Here is a 21,422-nt window from a genome sequence, read left to right on the forward strand (position 1 = left end):
GACGTTACATGTCACATTGTATTGCTATATTGGTCACGTAATGTTCATTCGCATAGTCAGGTGAGGTTAAAAAGATCGGGTGATTTCATTAAAGTGTTGCGTTACATGCAACACCTGTACCCTACAATTCCAGACATAGCAGGATACCCTGTGTGGCACTTGGTCATCAACAGAGCCACTGAGTATCATTCGCTTGGAGGAACATATATATGAAACGAGCTGCGAACAAAGCCGAACGACTCCTACAAATCGAACAGTTACTGCTTGCTCATCCTGAAGGGTTGACGCAGGCCGAACTAGCGCGTCGTCTAGGTGTAGACCGATCCACCATATTACGCAATCTCGCTGATGCACCTAAGCATATTTATGAAGAACCAGATGGACGGCTCAAAATTGACCGACGCGCCGACCTGATCAACGTGCGGTTGAACCTGCATGAGGCACTGGCGGTGCACCTGGCGGCGCGCCTGCTGGCAACCCGTATGGATCGCCAGAATCGGCATGCAGCCGCTGCGCTGCGCAAATTGGGGCACGCGATAGAACGCTGGGCAGCGCGTCTTAGCCAGCACGTGTTGCAGGCGGCAGATGTGATGGATGACGCAGCGCGACGTGATGATCCGGTATATCTCAGCGTCCTGGAATGCCTAACCGAAGCCTGGGCAAATGAGCGCAAAGTGCGCATCTGGCATCAACCTGAAACCGGCGAGGAGGTGCTGGAATACCTGCTCAGTCCGTACTTCATTGAACCGTATGCTATCGGACAAACGACCCACATCATCGGGAAGGCACGCCTTCTGGAAGGGCGGGGATGGAGCGTCGAGAAGATGCGTACTTTCAAGATCGAACGCATTCGCCGTGCCGAGCTAACCACTGAAGCCTATCGGATACCTGACGACTTTGACCCGCGCATCTATCTGGCCGATGCGTGGGGCATCTGGACTTCAGAGAAGGATCCGGTGGAAGTTACGCTGCGGTTCAGCTCGCGTGTAGCTCGACGAGTGCAGGAAAGCCGCTGGCACCGTTCCGAGCGCACTGAGCCACAACCCGACGGATCACTGGTATGGCGGGCAAAGATCGCTGAGCCGAAAGAGATGCTGCCTTGGATCCGTGGCTGGGGCGCTGATGTGGAAGTACTGGCGCCACCGTGGCTACGCAAGACGCTGGAAGCGGAGGTGAAGAAGATGGCGAAGGTGTATGGGGTAGACAGTGGAAGCGCTCCCATCACTCGATTCTTTGCTCATCGGCGTGATAACGAAGACCGAGAGTACTGGCAGCCGCTCATCGATCATCTACGCAATACGGCGGAAATGGCGCGTGAGTTCGGCAAAGATGCAAATGTAGCGGATCTAGCGTATATCGCTGGGCTACTCCACGACTTGGGAAAATACTCCAAGGAATTTCAAAAGCGGTTAGAGGGTGGTCCGCGTGTAGATCATTCGACTGCTGGCGCCAGAGAACTTTTGAGTCTCTTCAAAGGTACACCATATGAACTATTTGCACGCTTACTGACATACCCCATTTTGGGACATCACGCAGGGTTGCCTGACTATGGCAACGAGACCGATCTGGAAGGCAGCACTGTTTGTGCGCGCCTGAAAAAGCAGGTGCCGGATTACAACGCTTACAAGAGCGAGTTACATCTGACGAATCTTCCATTCCCGAATCATATACACATTCGTCCGCTGGAAGGACACCTTGGATTTTCTCTATCTTTTCTGGTTCGTATGGTCTACTCTTCCCTGGTAGACGCCGATTTTCAAGAAACTGAGACTTACATGCAGGGCGCAAAACCTCGTGGGATTCATACGTCGATGTCAGCCCTGCTTGAGCGGTTTCTCGCCTATATTGGCCGATTTGACAATCCAGCCGACGAGATTAATCGTAAGCGCAGCGAAACACTCAAGACGTGTCTGGAAAGGGCAGTGGAGAAACCCGGCTTTTTTAAACTAACCGTTCCAACAGGCGGCGGTAAGACGTTGTCATCAATGGGATTTGCCCTCAAGCATGCCGCCGAGCATGGCTTGCGACGCATCATCTACGTTATCCCGTTCACCACGGTAATCGAGCAGAATGCAGGTGTGTTCAAGGATATATTTGGCGAAGACCATGTGCTTGAACATCACTCTAACTTCGATTGGGAAAGCAAGGATGATGACCGGACGAACAGTTCGGTTGAGAAACTTAAACTGGCGGCAGAAAACTGGGATATTCCCATCGTGGTGACAACCAATGTGCAATTTTTTGAGTCTTTATTTGCCAACCAGCCATCACGTTGCCGCAAATTGCACAACATTGCCAGGAGTGTGATTATTTTCGATGAAGCACAAATGTTGCCGCGTGAATATATGCGTCCGGCGATGGCGGCTGTGTGGGAGTTGGTAACCAACTATGGAGCAAGTGCAGTGTTCTGTACCGCTACACAACCCCCTTTGGAGCGATTCCTTCCCAAAGGCACAGAAATCAGAGAACTCGCTCCCAATCCGCCAGATCTGTTCAACTTCTATAAGCGAGTGGAAGTGAAGCATGCGGGCACGCTTACCGATGAACAATTAGTTAAACAGATGAACGACCATGAGCAGGTGTTGTGCATTGTCAACACGCGCCGTCATGCCAGCGGGTTGTTTACTGGCTTGCAAGGCGAAGGGAACTATCATCTTTCGACACTGATGTGTCCGGCTCATCGCCGCGCAAAACTCGGAGAAATCAAGGATCGATTGTCAAAAGGAAAACCCTGTCGTGTGGTCGCAACCACTGTCATGGAAGCCGGGATTGATCTGGACTTTCCCGTTGGCTATCGCGCCCTGACAGGGCTGGATTCTATCAATCAGGCAGCGGGGCGCGTTAATCGCGAAATGAAGCGCGATATAAGCACATTATTCGTTTTTGAACCAGATTCCGAGTTTGCGAGGCGCATGCCGGCGTATGTTCAACAGTCCGCCGAAGTTGCTCGTATGGTCTTACGTGACCACAGTGCAGCGCCAATATCCGTGGATGCCATCAAATCATACTTTGAGCAACTCTATAATCTCCACAATCAACGTGCTTTCGACTATAAACAGATTATGGAGTTTTTCAGTGAAGACGGTAGATTTAATTTCAAACGGGTAGCAGATGTCTTCAGGATCATCGAAACTCCAAATGTGACGGTGATTGTTCCATACGATGACAAAGCATTATCTTGGGTTGAGGATTTAAAAAATACCGATTACCCGTTCTCAGTATTACGAAAACTGCAACCTTACACAGTTTCCATTTTCAAAAGCGAATTCGACAGACTTGCCTCGAAGGGGGTGATTGTGACAATTAACGATCTATATCACGTTCTTAACCCAAACGATGTGCAGGCATATTATGACCGCGACAGAGGTCTGCTCATTCCCGATAGCGACGGGGGAGACGGATTGTTTTTCTAATCAACGCTTAAGACCAGGAGGTTCGACGTATGGGATACGGTATTGCCATTCGGGTACAGGGACCTTACGCTCTGTTTAGCCGCCCCGAAATGAAAGTGGAGCGTGTCAGTTATGACGTCATTACTCCCTCAGCCGCACGCGGCATTATTGAGGCAATTTACTGGAAGCCAGCAATTCGCTGGGTGATTGACGCCATCCATGTCTTGCGCGACATTGAGTTCACCAATATTCGCCGCAATGAGGTGAGTGAGAAAGCATCGGTAAGCAACGCTGTGGAAGTCATGAAAGGCGCAAATAAGCTGCTCTACATTGCTGCAACAGAGAAGCGCCAGCAGCGTGCGGCCATGGTCTTGAAGAACGTGGATTATGTGATTGAAGCGCACTTTGAACTGACCAACAAGGCAGGTCCCGAAGATACAGAGGAGAAGCACTACAACATCGCCCTGCGCCGGCTGCGGAATGGGCAGCATTTCCATACGCCTTGTCTGGGAGCACGCGAATTTCCCGCCAAAGTGACACTCATTGAGAATAAGAATGACATCCCTAAAAGCCCGCTGGCGGGCACGCGCGACCTGGGATGGATGCTCTACGACCTGGATTTTTCTAACCCGCGTGATATTCAGCCGATATTTTACCACGCCGTGATGCAAGACGGCGTCATTAATGTGCATGAACTTAGCAAGGAGGTGCGGCGATGATCTTGCAGGCGCTCTACAACTACTACACCATCTTGTGCGCAGATCCCGACGTGGATATTGCCGAGCCGGGTTATAGCAAGGTGTCGGTTAGTTACGCACTTAATTTGTCGTCTGATGGGAAACTGATAGGCATCATCCCGTTGTTTAGCCTCGTTCAGCAGGGCAAGAAGTCGGTAGAACGCCCGCGACGGATGAATGTGCCGCAACAGGTCAAACGTAGTGTGAATATTGAAGCGAATGTGCTGTGTGATAATGCGGCGTATGTATTGGGTCTGACGGAGAAAGAAGCAAAAGATCCGAATTATGCCCGGAAACGGTTCGAATCCTTCCGCGACCGCAATATCGCCATTCTCTCAAAAGTGAATAGCGAGGTGGCTCGTGCGATCACTACGTTTTTGCAAACCTATGACCCGGCAACCGCCCAAGATGATCCTATCATCGCTCGACATCGGGATAAGTTGCTGGAAGGCGGTAACCTGATTTTCTTCGTCGACGGAAAGAATGCTCTTGATGACCCTGAAATCCGGCAGGTGTGGGAAAAGGAGTATACTTCGACGCAGAGTACCAAGAAGATGCAATGTTTGGTAACAGGGGAGATCGAGCCGATTGCCCGTTTGCACCTTGATATAAAGGGGGTACGTGGTGCGCAGGCGAAAGGTGCTGCGCTGGTCAGTTTCAACCTCGATGCGTTTACTTCGTACAGGCGCGATCAGGGCGAGAATGCACCGGTCAGCCAGTCCGTAGCTGCTGGCTACGTTGAGGCGCTCAACTATCTGCTATCTGACCAGAACCCTCATCGCAAAATCTATCTCGGCGATACGACCGTGGTGTACTGGGCGGATACAGCCGACAGGCGGTACGCCAGCGCGTTTTATGCTCTGCTGAGTCCTGAGAATCAGCCAGCAAATGATGAAGGATCTAAAACAACACGCAGGCGTGACAAGAGTGCTGAACAGACCATGCACGCTGTGGCCGAAAAGATCGAGCAGGGCAAGCCGCTTGATCTTCAGGCGCTGCGTGAAGGTCTGAACGACAGCACGCGCTTCTACGTGCTGGGGCTGGCGCCCAACGCCTCACGTCTGGCAGTGCGCTTCTTTCTCACGGAACCGTTCGGTGTGTTTGCTAAACGGATTATGCAGCACTACAGCGATCTGAAAATCGTCAAGGAGCATGCCAATCAGCCTGACTATCTTTCACCATACCGTATTCTTGCTGAGTGCGTGTCGCCGAAGGTCACGCAACGTGAGGAAGAGCTTAGGTCGTCCTGGTCGCTTTTGGGTGGTGCATTCATGCGCTCCATCCTGATGGACACGCCTTATCCCGAAGGGCTGTACGTCGCCATCATGAACCGTATTCGCCACGATAATGACGAGGAGGGTCGAAGTCGCAAGATTACCTACATTCGGGCTGCCTTCATCAAGGCACATTTGCTACGGAAGTATCGTCACCAGCATCCGAATCCCTATCAGGAGGCGCTCACTATGGCACTTAACGAGTCCTACACCCATCCCGCCTATGTCTTGGGGCGTTTGTTCGCATGGCTGGAAAAGGCGCAAACTGAAGCAATCGGAAGGGAGGTCAATGCGACCATCAAGGATCGTTACTTCACCTCTGCCTGTGCCGCGCCAGCCAGCGTCTTTCCTGTTCTTTTACGTCTGTCGCAGCATCATCTGGCAAAAGCTGAGTATGGCGGACATCTGGATCGAAAGATTCAGGAACTGCTCAATCTGCTCGACGCCAGGCCCTTTCCGTCGCGCCTGACCCTTGACGAGCAGGGAATTTTCGTGCTCGGCTACTACCACCAACGTGCAGCCTTCTATACTCGGTCGACAGACGTCGAACCGACAACCACCGAAATGACGCAGGTCTGACATACTTACCCGTATAACTTACTGAAAGGAGACTCACTCTCATGGCTGCTGAAACTATCAAGAACCGCTACGAATTTGTTCTGCTCTACGATGTGGAGAACGGCAATCCAAACGGCGACCCGGATGCAGGCAATATGCCGCGCATTGACCCGGAAACCGGCCATGGCCTGGTGACCGACGTTTGTCTGAAACGTAAAATTCGCAATTATGTAGAAATGGTCAAAGGTGACGAGCCAGGGTATCGGATTTATATCAAAGAGGGGATTCCGCTGAATTCCAACCATAAAGAAGCGTATCTTGCCGTTGGACTTCAACCCGGCACAAAAGCTTCGGTTCACGATGTGAACAAAGCCCGCGCCTGGATGTGTAAGAACTTCTTTGATATTCGCACCTTTGGAGCAGTGCTGACAGTCGGCGATAATTGCGGTCAGGTGCGCGGTCCGGTACAGATAAATTTTTCGCGCAGCATTGATCCAATCGTCCAGCAAGAAGTCACAATTACCCGCCTGACGGTTACCCGTGAGGAGGAAGCCGAAAAAGAACGCACCATCGGGCGCAAGCATATTGTTCCTTACGCCCTGTATCGTGCAGAAGGGTACATTTCTGCCAAACTGGCGAATGATCCGACCAAAGGAACAGGGTTTTCGGAAGATGATCTGGCGCTCCTCTGGGAAGCGCTGATCAACATGTTCGAGCATGATCGGTCGGCAGCACGAGGCAAGATGGCAACGCGCAAATTATTCGTATTCAAGCACGAGAGTGATCTAGGCAATGCTCCTGCGCATAAGTTGTTCGAGCTTATTCAAGTCAGGCGCAAACCTTATGCCAATCCACCACGCAGCTTTAACGACTATGAAGTGGTGGTTAACGATGAATTGCCAAAGGGTGTAGCGCTAGAGATCAAACTCTAGCCGTGAAGTTAGTAGCGCTAATGAAACCATCTCCAAAAGCGAAGTGAGCGATCTGTGCTCTAGGTCGCTCACTTCACAAGACCCTGTGCTATTGCAATCAGAAAATACACAACCAACAACCCTATGACCCGCGAATACACACCAGACGAACTACTGCCCCTTTCCGGCATCCAGCACTTTCTCTTCTGCCGCCGCCAGTGGGCATTGATTCACATCGAGATGCAGTGGCAGGACAATGCACTGACGGTAGAAGGCAAACAGTTGCACGAACGGGTCGATGATCCATTCTTTGTGGAAACGCGCCGCGATGTGATCATTTCCCGTTCAGTTCCGGTTGCGTCGTACACGCTTGGCCTTTCAGGCATTTGCGATGTGGTGGAGTTCACCAGCAGCACGGAGGGTATCCGATTGCCGGGACGCGAAGGATTCTATCGGCCTACACCCATTGAGTACAAGCGTGGTCATCCCAAACGCGATCCGGTCGATGAAGCTCAACTATGCGCGCAGGCGATATGTCTTGAGGAAATGCTGGCAATCGATATTCCATTTGGCTACCTCTACTACGGGGAAACGCGCCGCCGTGAGCCTGTGACGTTCACCAAAGAGTTGCGTCAACTGGTTTACCAGGCAACCACCGAAATGCATGCCTACATGGCGCGTGGCTATACACCCCGCGTAAAAGTAAGTAAGGCATGTCGTTCTTGCTCACTAGCAGCTATCTGTCTTCCAAATCTTCAGGAAAAAACTTCTTCTGTTAAGACGTACATTCGCCAACAGATCGAACAAGCCTGAAGAGTAATGGTCGCTTCTCGCACAGGAGGCAGAAATGGAAACAACGCAACAACCAAAGCAGGAGGCGCATCGTGAAACGACTAAATAATACGCTTTATGTTACTACACCCGATGCCTATCTCGCACTCGATGGGGAAACCATCTTTATCAGAAAAGACAAAAATACATCGACCCATTTACCTCTCCACAACCTGGAAAACATTGTTTGTTTCAACTATCATGGGGTCAGTCCAGCCTTAATGCGCGCCTGTGTTGAACGCAACATAGGGTTAACATTTCTTGATTCCAACGGACGCTTTCAAGCACGGGTCAGCGGCAGGACACGCGGCAACGTGCTGTTGCGCAAAAAACAATACCGCATATCGGAGGATCGTGAATTACGCGCAGCGATTGCCACCTCATTTGTACAGGGAAAAGTTTACAACTGTCGCAAAGTTCTGGAACGTGCGCTGCGCGATCATACGCTCCTGATCGATGTCGAAGTCGTCAGGAACGCATCGGCGGCGCTCAAGGAAGCGCTCACATCCATTTCCCGGTGCAGCAGTGTAGAAGCGCTGCTGGCAGTCGAAGGCAACGCTGCCAGCGTCTATTTTGGCGTTTTCGACCAGCTCATTCTGCATCAGAAGGAAGATTTTCGCTTCGAGGAACGATCACGTCGTCCGCCGCGCAACAATATAAATGCGCTTCTCTCGTTCCTGTACACGCTGCTGACGAACGAAGCGGTCTCGGCGTTAGAAACAGTCGGTCTCGACCCATATGTCGGCTTTTTGCACTCTGATCGACCAGGTCGGCCATCGCTAGCTCTTGATCTGATCGAAGAGTTACGGCCAATTTTTGCCGATAGATTAGCCTTATCCCTTGTGAATCGTAAGCAAATAACAGCAAAAGGATTTACTGCGAAAGAGAGTGGAGGAGTAATTATGGATGAAGATACTCGCAAGCTCGTCATCAATGCATGGCAGGAACGGAAGAAGCACGACATCGTGCATCCATTCTTAAAGGAAAGAATCCCGTTCGGTCTTATCCCGCATGTACAGGCAATGCTACTGGCACGGCATCTGCGAGGTGATCTGGATGCATATCCGCCATTTTTCTGGAACTGACACGAGAAAGGAATGCTGAGCTATCGCTGGTTGCCTCCCGCGAGAGAGGTATGGATCAAAACAGCGGATATATAACCGAGTTATCACCTAGAAGGACGACTATGCTAGTACTCATTACATACGATGTAAACACAGAAACAGAGATGGGCAAACGACGCCTACAAAAAGTTGCCAGGATATGTCAGAATTACGGGCAACGAGTGCAGAAGTCTGTATTTGAGTGTATCATTGATGTAGCACAACTCCGGCAATTACAAGCACAACTAGAACGCATCATTGACACTGAAACAGACAGCATTCGTTACTACTACCTTGGGAAAGAATGGCGACATCGGGTACAACACATTGGCGCCAATACTGCTCTTGATATAGAGGGGACAATCATCATGTAATCACTGCGAACCTGGAGTGCACATAAAAGTGCATGGAGGTTCGCATTCCCGAAAGCACATTAACAACTACATATGTGAACGTAGAGAATATCTCATATTAAATTGAATACCAATGAGCGGGAGATAAAGTACAACATCTAGGGTTGGTGCAATTTTTAACCACAAGATATTGCGGTCGCCTCCCGTGAGGGGGGCGTGGATTGAAACTGAGCTTGGCGCATCGCTTGGCGGACGCTGCTGGTCGCCTCCCGTGAGGGGGGCGTGGATTGAAACGACGTGCGGCGAGGCGAATCGGCCACGATCACGAGTCGCCTCCCGTGAGGGGGGCGTGGATTGAAACTATCGCGGAGAGGGCGGGTCGATCATCGTGCACGTCGCCTCCCGTGAGGGGGGCGTGGATTGAAACCTAAAAGAACTTGTGGAACTGTACGAACACGCAGCGTCGCCTCCCGTGAGGGGGGCGTGGATTGAAACATCAATGAGATACGCTGTGTAGCGTAGTTCCCTGTCGCCTCCCGTGAGGGGGGCGTGGATTGAAACGCCCCATGGTATCGGGATTGTCACCGAGATGTAAGGTCGCCTCCCGTGAGGGGGGCGTGGATTGAAACCGGCACTCTCTATGAAGTAATAAATCCCGGCATGTCGCCTCCCGTGAGGGGGGCGTGGATTGAAACTGTCAACAATACGTCAATGCGCCCGGAAACCGCGTCGCCTCCCGTGAGGGGGGCGTGGATTGAAACTAACCACTCTTGCCGGATTCGTTCGTTCCGTTCCTTGTCGCCTCCCGTGAGGGGGGCGTGGATTGAAACTCGCTTCTAACCCCCACGCCGTCACCACGTCTAGGTCGCCTCCCGTGAGGGGGGCGTGGATTGAAACCTCTTCGTCTTCCTCCTCTTCCTCCTCTTCTTCGTCGCCTCCCGTGAGGGGGGCGTGGATTGAAACTCCATTGAGCGCGTGTGGGACGGGCGTCAGGCATGTCGCCTCCCGTGAGGGGGGCGTGGATTGAAACGTAGTACTTACCTTACTGCTCTTGTATTATACCACGTCGCCTCCCGTGAGGGGGGCGTGGATTGAAACAACAGCATCTACGCAGCAGCAGATGCTCAGCAGGTCGCCTCCCGTGAGGGGGGCGTGGATTGAAACCGCCTACAACCGTTGCCTGCGCAAAAGAGTCGAGTCGCCTCCCGTGAGGGGGGCGTGGATTGAAACATATACACAGTGTTGTGACACTGCGAGCGCGGCGGTCGCCTCCCGTGAGGGGGGCGTGGATTGAAACCCACACTGGCAGCATCAGCTTGTAGGTTGGTGCGGTCGCCTCCCGTGAGGGGGGCGTGGATTGAAACATCGAGTGGTGGGTATAAGTACGAAACAATCAAGTCGCCTCCCGTGAGGGGGGCGTGGATTGAAACATCTGTCCGATCTGACCGTCCCGCGCCTCCAACGGTCGCCTCCCGTGAGGGGGGCGTGGATTGAAACACACAGATCAACTGCCGTGTGATACCCGTAGTAGAAGTCGCCTCCCGTGAGGGGGGCGTGGATTGAAACGGTTGGGTCGCACGAGTCGGTGAATTTGTGAAAGGTCGCCTCCCGTGAGGGGGGCGTGGATTGAAACCCAGAGAACGGTATAGTGAACCACTTTTTCTCCGTGTCGCCTCCCGTGAGGGGGGCGTGGATTGAAACTCCCTCGTTGCTTGCCAAATACGCCGTCAGTGCACGTCGCCTCCCGTGAGGGGGGCGTGGATTGAAACGACTTATTGATGACGAACTCCCCCCGCTTCGTGTGTCGCCTCCCGTGAGGGGGGCGTGGATTGAAACACCACTCGTTTTTATACCAACAGACGGTGTTGTTAGTCGCCTCCCGTGAGGGGGGCGTGGATTGAAACCTTGAAACCGGCCAAAGTCGGTTTCTTTCGTAAAGTCGCCTCCCGTGAGGGGGGCGTGGATTGAAACCTCAAACTACCCGCTTGACAAACCGCGAGCTGCGCGTCGCCTCCCGTGAGGGGGGCGTGGATTGAAACGCGTCGGGTTGGATGTTCTGCGTCCCGTCTTTGGTCGCCTCCCGTGAGGGGGGCGTGGATTGAAACCAGACGGAAGATGGAACGATTGTAATCCACCGCACGTCGCCTCCCGTGAGGGGGGCGTGGATTGAAACGCGCATCACCAAATGCGCCGCAGTGCCGCTTGAGTCGCCTCCCGTGAGGGGGGCGTGGATTGAAACTGTGTTTGTCAGCAGTGTCACAACACTGCGTTATGTCGCCTCCCGTGAGGGGGGCGTGGATTGAAACGTTCCCGTCAACCTCCAGACCGTCATACGCGGCATGTCGCCTCCCGTGAGGGGGGCGTGGATTGAAACAACACAGCCTCGCGGATGTGGCCGAGCGCTGGATCGTCGCCTCCCGTGAGGGGGGCGTGGATTGAAACTTTAGTTATACAGACTGTTGTGACACTCAACCACGTCGCCTCCCGTGAGGGGGGCGTGGATTGAAACGCGCTGTGGTTGCGGCGAAGCGCCGACCGACCGCAGGTCGCCTCCCGTGAGGGGGGCGTGGATTGAAACATACAGACTGTTGTGACAGCCCGGCCAGGCCCGGTCGCCTCCCGTGAGGGGGGCGTGGATTGAAACTGACCGGTCTCACCAAAGGCCTCGCGCCTCTCGTCGCCTCCCGTGAGGGGGGCGTGGATTGAAACATCTGAAGCGCGGCGACGTTGCAGAGCCGCAACCGGTCGCCTCCCGTGAGGGGGGCGTGGATTGAAACATCGCTTGCCTTTGGATCGCGCCTCGCTGTCGCGTCGCCTCCCGTGAGGGGGGCGTGGATTGAAACGTCTGTTGGATATATTGCGACCTACGCCGGTCTTCGGTCGCCTCCCGTGAGGGGGGCGTGGATTGAAACGCACTAAAAACTGCTCGTTGTTGTGACGTACTACAAAGTCGCCTCCCGTGAGGGGGGCGTGGATTGAAACGTCAACAACGTCAATAATATCTGTTGCGAGTACGTCGCCTCCCGTGAGGGGGGCGTGGATTGAAACTTCAGCAGTCTCTCAAACAATCTCATCACTAAAAGTCGCCTCCCGTGAGGGGGGCGTGGATTGAAACAACAAATATTGTTGTAGACGCAACCGCGCTGGACGGTCGCCTCCCGTGAGGGGGGCGTGGATTGAAACGTTGGGGTCTGAATGAATTGCGCTTGTGGCGAGAGGTCGCCTCCCGTGAGGGGGGCGTGGATTGAAACACTGCACTGCTGCGCGAGCGCGAGGTGCAGTGGGTCGCCTCCCGTGAGGGGGGCGTGGATTGAAACAACGCCCTTGACAAACCGGCGCGGACGCGGTATGTCGCCTCCCGTGAGGGGGGCGTGGATTGAAACTGGTGTCAAAATACAGCGTCAGCAACCGCTTGTTGGTCGCCTCCCGTGAGGGGGGCGTGGATTGAAACGCCACATCATCGATCACCTCCCGCGTAATACCGTCGCCTCCCGTGAGGGGGGCGTGGATTGAAACGCTGCTGGATGCTGCAGCATCTGCTGAGCATCTGCGTCGCCTCCCGTGAGGGGGGCGTGGATTGAAACTCAAGTCGGGGATGATTTGAGCGTTTATTGTACGGTCGCCTCCCGTGAGGGGGGCGTGGATTGAAACCCGACAATCCCGTCAAATCCGAACCGCGTCAGGTCGCCTCCCGTGAGGGGGGCGTGGATTGAAACATAACCTCCTAAATAACGCCAACGCATCGCTTGGGTCGCCTCCCGTGAGGGGGGCGTGGATTGAAACCCTGCACGTATACACGCGCTGTATGCGCGTCTTGGTGTCGCCTCCCGTGAGGGGGGCGTGGATTGAAACCCTTCGGGGACCCGGTCAATTACGCATACGACGGGTCGCCTCCCGTGAGGGGGGCGTGGATTGAAACGTTGAGCTGGACTTGGATTGGGTTGAGTGAGAGAGTCGCCTCCCGTGAGGGGGGCGTGGATTGAAACTGTGTTAATCGTACTGTTTAATGTCGTGAATGCTCCGTCGCCTCCCGTGAGGGGGGCGTGGATTGAAACTGTCATCAGTGTTAATGCACGCGCCCGCGTCCACGTCGCCTCCCGTGAGGGGGGCGTGGATTGAAACCGCATACCGCTTCGCCTCGTCGCGCGTCGCAAACGTCGCCTCCCGTGAGGGGGGCGTGGATTGAAACGCACAAGTCAACCGCCGTATGATAGCCGTAATAGTCGCCTCCCGTGAGGGGGGCGTGGATTGAAACGAGCCGCGAGAGGTCGTAGTACGTGCGCACCCACGTCGCCTCCCGTGAGGGGGGCGTGGATTGAAACTTGATCAATACAATACGTCGCGGGTGACGAGCTATGTCGCCTCCCGTGAGGGGGGCGTGGATTGAAACATACCCGTCTGCACATGCAGACGGGTATTGTGTTGTCGCCTCCCGTGAGGGGGGCGTGGATTGAAACGCCTCGTCGCGCGTCGCAAACGGCCCGCGCCGGTCGTCGCCTCCCGTGAGGGGGGCGTGGATTGAAACATCAATGCGCTCGTTAACTTGGCGACGGACATGTCGCCTCCCGTGAGGGGGGCGTGGATTGAAACTCCTCTTCGTCTTCTTCTTCGTCTTCCTCTAGTCGCCTCCCGTGAGGGGGGCGTGGATTGAAACCAGTTCGCGACGATAATAGCCTGCGGCCTCATCCAGTCGCCTCCCGTGAGGGGGGCGTGGATTGAAACCATTCGTCGTGCGAACAAGTTCGAGCGAGCTATGGTCGCCTCCCGTGAGGGGGGCGTGGATTGAAACATACCCGTCTGCACATGCAGACGGGTATTGTGTTGTCGCCTCCCGTGAGGGGGGCGTGGATTGAAACATACTGACTTACTTCACTTCGATCTTCTGCGCAATGTCGCCTCCCGTGAGGGGGGCGTGGATTGAAACGTTTGTGAGATACTCCGCGTTCTGATCGATGTCGGTCGCCTCCCGTGAGGGGGGCGTGGATTGAAACAACATCTCACCGGTCATCGCTACGACCGTCACGGGTCGCCTCCCGTGAGGGGGGCGTGGATTGAAACAACAAGTCTATCGCAAGCTGACAACCACACGCGTCGCCTCCCGTGAGGGGGGCGTGGATTGAAACACCCCTTGCGAATCAAGCGAGAACGTCGGCAGGGTCGCCTCCCGTGAGGGGGGCGTGGATTGAAACAACATCTCTCCGGTCATCGCCACGACGGTGACGGGTCGCCTCCCGTGAGGGGGGCGTGGATTGAAACGGGAAGGTCGGCGCGGGTGCAGTGGCGGATACGGTCGCCTCCCGTGAGGGGGGCGTGGATTGAAACCGTTAGAGGTTGAGTCTGCACCGGTACCGGCGCGTCGCCTCCCGTGAGGGGGGCGTGGATTGAAACAAGTACTATCGCTCACATGTGCTCGTGAGCGAGTCGCCTCCCGTGAGGGGGGCGTGGATTGAAACGTCGCGAGGAAGATTGAAGCGAAGTGACCAACATCGTCGCCTCCCGTGAGGGGGGCGTGGATTGAAACACGCTTGATTCGCAAGGCGTCAGAATCTGTTTCCGGTCGCCTCCCGTGAGGGGGGCGTGGATTGAAACAGCGCGCCGTCCCACATCATCACCCCACGCCCGGTCGCCTCCCGTGAGGGGGGCGTGGATTGAAACGCGGTGCGAAGTTCGTATCTGCTGTTGTCGAGATCGTCGCCTCCCGTGAGGGGGGCGTGGATTGAAACGTCTGGGTCGAGGTTACAACGTGCACCTTCGGCGTCGCCTCCCGTGAGGGGGGCGTGGATTGAAACTTCGGTAATAACCCGCCGGTTGTTTGGCTCCTTCCAGGTCGCCTCCCGTGAGGGGGGCGTGGATTGAAACCATATAGCCAAAAAATTCGCTCACACTCACCGTGTCGCCTCCCGTGAGGGGGGCGTGGATTGAAACCGCGTGTTCAAGTACTATCGCTCGCATGCGTTGGGTCGCCTCCCGTGAGGGGGGCGTGGATTGAAACATCCACCAGCACGCGGATGAGCGCACGGCCGTCGTCGCCTCCCGTGAGGGGGGCGTGGATTGAAACCGCCAACTCGCGTCTGCCGTGATCTTGACGCGAGTCGCCTCCCGTGAGGGGGGCGTGGATTGAAACCCGGGTTGTGGGTTGTGGTCAGCGCGGTCTGTCGCGTCGCCTCCCGTGAGGGGGGCGTGGATTGAAACGGTATACTGACCTGCCCGAGCGACGTGCGGCACCGTCGCCTCCCGTGAGGGGGGCGTGGATTGAAACAGTACTATCGCGTGGTTGCGGTCGGTACTATCTTGTCGCCTCCCGTGAGGGGGGCGTGGATTGAAACCTGCCGTGTGTCGCGGTCTGGAGGCGACGCCGATGTCGCCTCCCGTGAGGGGGGCGTGGATTGAAACCTCAAGCGTCGCGTACTCGTGGATCATCGCTGAGGTCGCCTCCCGTGAGGGGGGCGTGGATTGAAACCAGTACCGGTGCTTCCACCGCTCAAGCGCGTACCGGTCGCCTCCCGTGAGGGGGGCGTGGATTGAAACTGCGAAGCGCTGCTCTACGCGCAACACGTGGTGTCGCCTCCCGTGAGGGGGGCGTGGATTGAAACCTGCCGCTGGTAGCGCGCTGAGATCACACGTCTCGCACGTCGCCTCCCGTGAGGGGGGCGTGGATTGAAACTGTCAACATCCGCGCCAACAAGTGAGATTTCCCCGTCGCCTCCCGTGAGGGGGGCGTGGATTGAAACATCTTACCCGCAAACGCGGGAAAGTTTGTGAAGGGTCGCCTCCCGTGAGGGGGGCGTGGATTGAAACTCGCGCGTCGGTGAGGCATTGAAAGACTTTTGGGTCGCCTCCCGTGAGGGGGGCGTGGATTGAAACCGCCTGATACAGATAACCGGGCGCTATGGCGGTGGTCGCCTCCCGTGAGGGGGGCGTGGATTGAAACATCTACGTCCAACACCACTAACCGTTCAACCCGAGTCGCCTCCCGTGAGGGGGGCGTGGATTGAAACACGTGGCCGGTCATCGTACTCGGCTACCACCGGGTCGCCTCCCGTGAGGGGGGCGTGGATTGAAACTAAGGCATACGCCGAAGCCGTCGTATGCGTAGTCAACGTCGCCTCCCGTGAGGGGGGCGTGGATTGAAACGGATACTTGCAATCTTGTTACTGGTCTGGGTCGTGTCGCCTCCCGTGAGGGGGGCGTGGATTGAAACAACGCCATGGATTGGGCAATCCCGCTCCTGACGTGTCGCCTCCCGTGAGGGGGGCGTGGATTGAAACTGCATTCGTCAAGCACTCAGCGTTTTCGTCAATCGTCGCCTCCCGTGAGGGGGGCGTGGATTGAAACATCCGGTCGCGCAACCATGTGCACTCACGCTCGCTCGTCGCCTCCCGTGAGGGGGGCGTGGATTGAAACTTGCATGAAGGAGGCATGGGATGTTCGGCTGGAGTCGCCTCCCGTGAGGGGGGCGTGGATTGAAACTGCGCTCGTTGACTTGGCAACTGATATGGTGCCGTCGCCTCCCGTGAGGGGGGCGTGGATTGAAACGATGTCGTAACGCTCGGTTGGAGATAACACAAGGTCGCCTCCCGTGAGGGGGGCGTGGATTGAAACGGTACGGACGTACTACGACCTTAAGCGACTCAAGTCGCCTCCCGTGAGGGGGGCGTGGATTGAAACGCATGAGAGGAGGGTGACATGTTCGGCTGGCTTGGTCGCCTCCCGTGAGGGGGGCGTGGATTGAAACAACATCAGTCCGACGCTCTCTACTACCGTCACGGGTCGCCTCCCGTGAGGGGGGCGTGGATTGAAACGCGTTATTGGAAGTTACAACTGGAAGCAGCGACCGGGTCGCCTCCCGTGAGGGGGGCGTGGATTGAAACAATTTGCCCGCGCCACACTGTTCGTGATAGTTTTGGTCGCCTCCCGTGAGGGGGGCGTGGATTGAAACAACTGTGCATCCGCGCCATTCCGTGACATCGTACGTCGCCTCCCGTGAGGGGGGCGTGGATTGAAACCTCAGCAATGACCCGTACCCGCTGGTACTCCCGTGTCGCCTCCCGTGAGGGGGGCGTGGATTGAAACACGGCGGGAATGTTGTCCAAACGGCGTTCAACAACGTCGCCTCCCGTGAGGGGGGCGTGGATTGAAACTCACTCGTCGAGCGAACAAGCTCGAGGGAACTATGTCGCCTCCCGTGAGGGGGGCGTGGATTGAAACGTCATCCTCATCATCGCGGTTGCAGCGGTACGATGTCGCCTCCCGTGAGGGGGGCGTGGATTGAAACCTCTGGCCCAGGCTGCGAAAGCCGGGTTGGGGAACGTCGCCTCCCGTGAGGGGGGCGTGGATTGAAACCAAATCTGCGACACAAACGCGGTTGCAAATTGTAGTCGCCTCCCGTGAGGGGGGCGTGGATTGAAACGGCAATTCCGGCAGCGTCACAAACCCCCCGCGCAGTCGCCTCCCGTGAGGGGGGCGTGGATTGAAACGGGTAGTTGGCGACGCGGTGTCGGGACGGATTGAGTCGCCTCCCGTGAGGGGGGCGTGGATTGAAACCATCTCGCCCGTATCGCGATTGACCAGCAGAACAAGTCGCCTCCCGTGAGGGGGGCGTGGATTGAAACAGCGCGCAGCAAGCACTGGAGGCAATGACGGAGGTCGCCTCCCGTGAGGGGGGCGTGGATTGAAACGCCAAAACTGGCGAAAGGACAATCCGACCCTCCTCAGTCGCCTCCCGTGAGGGGGGCGTGGATTGAAACCGTTTGATGATGTAAAAGCAAAAGCGCTGGAGGTCGCCTCCCGTGAGGGGGGCGTGGATTGAAACCCGCCGGGGCGCGTTTTGTTGTTTACGTTGCTTCGTCGCCTCCCGTGAGGGGGGCGTGGATTGAAACAAGTGTCAACCAGACTGCGAACGACGTTTTGCCGTCGCCTCCCGTGAGGGGGGCGTGGATTGAAACACCGTGACCGGGCCGTAGCCGGAGCCGTAAGCAAGTCGCCTCCCGTGAGGGGGGCGTGGATTGAAACGCGAGATGTTGCGACTCGGGAGGGGAGGTGCGAGGTCGCCTCCCGTGAGGGGGGCGTGGATTGAAACTTCGGGTACATGAAGGCATTGTTGGACGCATTCAAGTCGCCTCCCGTGAGGGGGGCGTGGATTGAAACCGGTACCGACGTGGATCTACTCTGATGGATTAGGGTCGCCTCCCGTGAGGGGGGCGTGGATTGAAACGTCGTGGTCGATAATGAGACAGAGTGGATGTGCGTCGCCTCCCGTGAGGGGGGCGTGGATTGAAACGAGGATGTACCACCCGGCCGGAGGGCCGTAGATGGTCGCCTCCCGTGAGGGGGGCGTGGATTGAAACTCTCGTTTTGTAGATCGCTTCGAGTGTGTCTAAGTCGCCTCCCGTGAGGGGGGCGTGGATTGAAACTTATTTATACAGAGTGTTGTGACAGCTTGATAGATGGTCGCCTCCCGTGAGGGGGGCGTGGATTGAAACGCGTCTTCGGCGACGGTGTCGCAAACAATCTCATGTCGCCTCCCGTGAGGGGGGCGTGGATTGAAACGTGAAAGTCGGTCGCGGGGGATTAGTTCCCGCGAGTCGCCTCCCGTGAGGGGGGCGTGGATTGAAACTGACCGGCTTGACCAAAAGCCTCGCACCGCTCCCGCGTCGCCTCCCGTGAGGGGGGCGTGGATTGAAACTGACCGGCTTGACCAAAAGCCTCGCACCGCTCCCGGTCGCCTCCCGTGAGGGGGGCGTGGATTGAAACGCTCAATTTGCCCGCGCCAGACTGTTTGTGCTGTCGCCTCCCGTGAGGGGGGCGTGGATTGAAACCAACGTCGCTACCGGCTGGTTGGTCGCGGATAGTGTGTCGCCTCCCGTGAGGGGGGCGTGGATTGAAACAGATCAACGAGCTGTTGTTGAGCAGATCAAAACTGGTCGCCTCCCGTGAGGGGGGCGTGGATTGAAACATCGGGATGGAAGCTGCCGCGCAACTGCTGTATGTCGCCTCCCGTGAGGGGGGCGTGGATTGAAACGTTGGTGTGACAACGGAAGGACTACAACAGACGTCGCCTCCCGTGAGGGGGGCGTGGATTGAAACCGCTCGCGGTAAAGCGGGCGCGCTGTAGTGTTGTGTCGCCTCCCGTGAGGGGGGCGTGGATTGAAACAACGCTGCAACCGCAGCGCTGCGCGGCGATTGGAGGTCGCCTCCCGTGAGGGGGGCGTGGATTGAAACCGAAGCCCGCTGCTGTTACTGATTGTTGTATCAAGTCGCCTCCCGTGAGGGGGGCGTGGATTGAAACCGTACCTCGCGCAGCTTGTGACCGCTGCCGCTGGTGTCGCCTCCCGTGAGGGGGGCGTGGATTGAAACGGGTGAACGATTTGACCGGCCCGCAACCATTCTCGTCGCCTCCCGTGAGGGGGGCGTGGATTGAAACGTTTGCCGCAATATACGCCGTCAGCGCGCCAATCGGTCGCCTCCCGTGAGGGGGGGCGTGGATTGAAACGGGTAGACAGCGAAACAGAATGGCCCGAGCGCGTCGTCGCCTCCCGTGAGGGGGGCGTGGATTGAAACTTCGCGCACTCAATACACTTGCGCGCGATTTGTATGTCGCCTCCCGTGAGGGGGGCGTGGATTGAAACGAAACGCTTGAAAGCGCGACTGCGACAAGTAGAAGTCGCCTCCCGTGAGGGGGGCGTGGATTGAAACGACAAGCGGCACGGTGGGCGATCCGGTGTATGCTGTCGCCTCCCGTGAGGGGGGCGTGGATTGAAACCCGATCCTTTGGCGGTGCCTGGTGCCACTGTGAGTCGCCTCCCGTGAGGGGGGCGTGGATTGAAACTGGATGATAGCATCAGCGTTGTACGTCCATGGTCACGTCGCCTCCCGTGAGGGGGGCGTGGATTGAAACGCTGCTCGCATCAGCATTGTGCTGAGCAGCATCTGTCGCCTCCCGTGAGGGGGGCGTGGATTGAAACATTCAAGCTGCAATCAACGCGCTGGTGGCGGCAGTGTCGCCTCCCGTGAGGGGGGCGTGGATTGAAACGTTGATGGGGTTGGTATGCTCATCGATGTTGGGATAGTCGCCTCCCGTGAGGGGGGCGTGGATTGAAACGACGCGCTTAGCGCGGTTGGGGAGGGTGTAAAAGTCGCCTCCCGTGAGGAGGGCGTGGATTGAAACTACTGTTTTTGACAACAATACAAATATCGTTGTGTCGCCTCCCGTGAGGGGGGCGTGGATTGAAACGTCATTGTTGCCCCCTATTGGCTTAGAACGATAGGTCGCCTCCCGTGAGGGGGGCGTGGATTGAAACTTTACGGCCACATATCCCGGCTATCCCGAACCGTCGTCGCCTCCCGTGAGGGGGGCGTGGATTGAAACGTCTACGGGGATAACTACAAGCAAGTAGATGCGGTCGCCTCCCGTGAGGGGGGCGTGGATTGAAACAGCCTGACGTGTTGATGCAAGCGCGGGATTATGGGTCGCCTCCCGTGAGGGGGGCGTGGATTGAAACGCGAAACTGTTGATGAAGCCGCAAACGGTCCCAAGTCGCCTCCCGTGAGGGGGGCGTGGATTGAAACGCGCACCTTTGTAACTCGCAAAGAACCGGCCAGGGTCGCCTCCCGTGAGGGGGGCGTGGATTGAAACATCTCGATAAGTCCGTTTGTGTTTTGAAAATCCCAGTCGCCTCCCGTGAGGGGGGCGTGGATTGAAACTATCGAAAATACCGCGACCGGCGTCATCGCCCGGTCGCCTCCCGTGAGGGGGGCGTGGATTGAAACACAACGATGTTGGTGTTGTTGTCAAAAACAGTAGTCGCCTCCCGTGAGGGGGGCGTGGATTGAAACACCTAGTTCGCCCGCGTATGCTGCTATACCTAGGTCGCCTCCCGTGAGGGGGGCGTGGATTGAAACGGGAATCGGCGGCACATACGAACTAAGCTTTGGGTCGCCTCCCGTGAGGGGGGCGTGGATTGAAACTTCCGCGACAACCGGCAACGCAAGGGGAATATTGGGTCGCCTCCCGTGAGGGGGGCGTGGATTGAAACCCTCCTCCGAACAATCTGTGAATCAATCATTGCGTCGCCTCCCGTGAGGGGGGCGTGGATTGAAACGGTTGGTTATCGCGCCTCGGTGAGGTCGTAAAAGTCGCCTCCCGTGAGGGGGGCGTGGATTGAAACCTACGTGAACTCGTAGAACTCTACGAACACGCGGCGTCGCCTCCCGTGAGGGGGGCGTGGATTGAAACGAGTCGCTCGATGGCGATGATCGTGCTG

The 21,422-nt window shown here is 56.5% G+C and carries 7 protein-coding genes and 2 CRISPR repeat arrays (1 of these 9 only partly in view); all 7 genes read left to right on the top strand.

The features are described 5' to 3' along the window. The first annotated feature begins 281 nt into the window (after positions 1-281). On the top strand, positions 282-3,413 hold the full coding sequence (gene cas3 / locus QTO31_RS09045) for a CRISPR-associated helicase Cas3' (RefSeq protein ID WP_411278393.1): 3,132 nt from the start codon (positions 282-284) through the stop codon (positions 3,411-3,413). Positions 3,414-3,442: 29 nt separating this feature from the next. Next, positions 3,443-4,111: a type I-C CRISPR-associated protein Cas5c gene (gene cas5c, locus QTO31_RS09050; RefSeq protein ID WP_301428837.1), complete on the top strand. Its 669-nt coding sequence runs from the start codon at positions 3,443-3,445 to the stop codon at positions 4,109-4,111. Beyond that, the gene (gene cas8c / locus QTO31_RS09055; RefSeq protein WP_301428838.1) at positions 4,108-5,982 is read left to right on the top strand and encodes a type I-C CRISPR-associated protein Cas8c/Csd1; all 1,875 of its coding nucleotides are present in this window, start codon (positions 4,108-4,110) and stop codon (positions 5,980-5,982) included. Before cas5c ends, cas8c begins: the two co-directional genes overlap by 4 nt. 41 nt (positions 5,983-6,023) lie before the next feature. Then, complete coding sequence (gene cas7c, locus QTO31_RS09060; protein WP_301428839.1) at positions 6,024-6,893, top strand: type I-C CRISPR-associated protein Cas7/Csd2; 870 nt, start codon at positions 6,024-6,026, stop codon at positions 6,891-6,893. A 123-nt stretch (positions 6,894-7,016) separates the two neighbouring features. Further along, a complete protein-coding gene (cas4, locus tag QTO31_RS09065; RefSeq protein ID WP_301428840.1) occupies positions 7,017-7,685 on the top strand; it encodes a CRISPR-associated protein Cas4 in 669 nt (222 codons plus the stop codon). A 71-nt stretch (positions 7,686-7,756) separates the two neighbouring features. After that, on the top strand, positions 7,757-8,788 hold the full coding sequence (gene cas1c, locus QTO31_RS09070; protein WP_301428841.1) for a type I-C CRISPR-associated endonuclease Cas1c: 1,032 nt from the start codon (positions 7,757-7,759) through the stop codon (positions 8,786-8,788). A 101-nt stretch (positions 8,789-8,889) separates the two neighbouring features. Further along, on the top strand, positions 8,890-9,180 hold the full coding sequence (gene cas2 / locus QTO31_RS09075; RefSeq protein ID WP_028459995.1) for a CRISPR-associated endonuclease Cas2: 291 nt from the start codon (positions 8,890-8,892) through the stop codon (positions 9,178-9,180). A 174-nt stretch (positions 9,181-9,354) separates the two neighbouring features. Beyond that, a CRISPR array of direct repeats spans positions 9,355-19,583; the repeat unit is 33 nt; unit sequence GTCGCCTCCCGTGAGGGGGGCGTGGATTGAAAC. Positions 19,584-19,686: 103 nt separating this feature from the next. After that, positions 19,687-21,422: direct repeats of the CRISPR family, unit length 33 nt; unit sequence GTCGCCTCCCGTGAGGGGGGCGTGGATTGAAAC (it continues 508 nt past the right edge of the window).

This window comes from Chloroflexus sp. MS-CIW-1, assembly GCF_030444705.1.
Classification (GTDB): domain Bacteria; phylum Chloroflexota; class Chloroflexia; order Chloroflexales; family Chloroflexaceae; genus Chloroflexus.

Excerpts from the sequence above, each read along its gene's own strand:
- cas4 (WP_301428840.1), top strand. The coding sequence starts at position 7,017 with ATGACCCGCGAATACACACCAGACGAACTACTGCCCCTTTCCGGCATC.
- cas5c (WP_301428837.1), top strand. The coding sequence starts at position 3,443 with ATGGGATACGGTATTGCCATTCGGGTACAGGGACCTTACGCTCTGTTT.
- cas7c (WP_301428839.1), top strand. The coding sequence starts at position 6,024 with ATGGCTGCTGAAACTATCAAGAACCGCTACGAATTTGTTCTGCTCTAC.
- cas8c (WP_301428838.1), top strand. The coding sequence starts at position 4,108 with ATGATCTTGCAGGCGCTCTACAACTACTACACCATCTTGTGCGCAGAT.
- cas2 (WP_028459995.1), top strand. The coding sequence starts at position 8,890 with ATGCTAGTACTCATTACATACGATGTAAACACAGAAACAGAGATGGGC.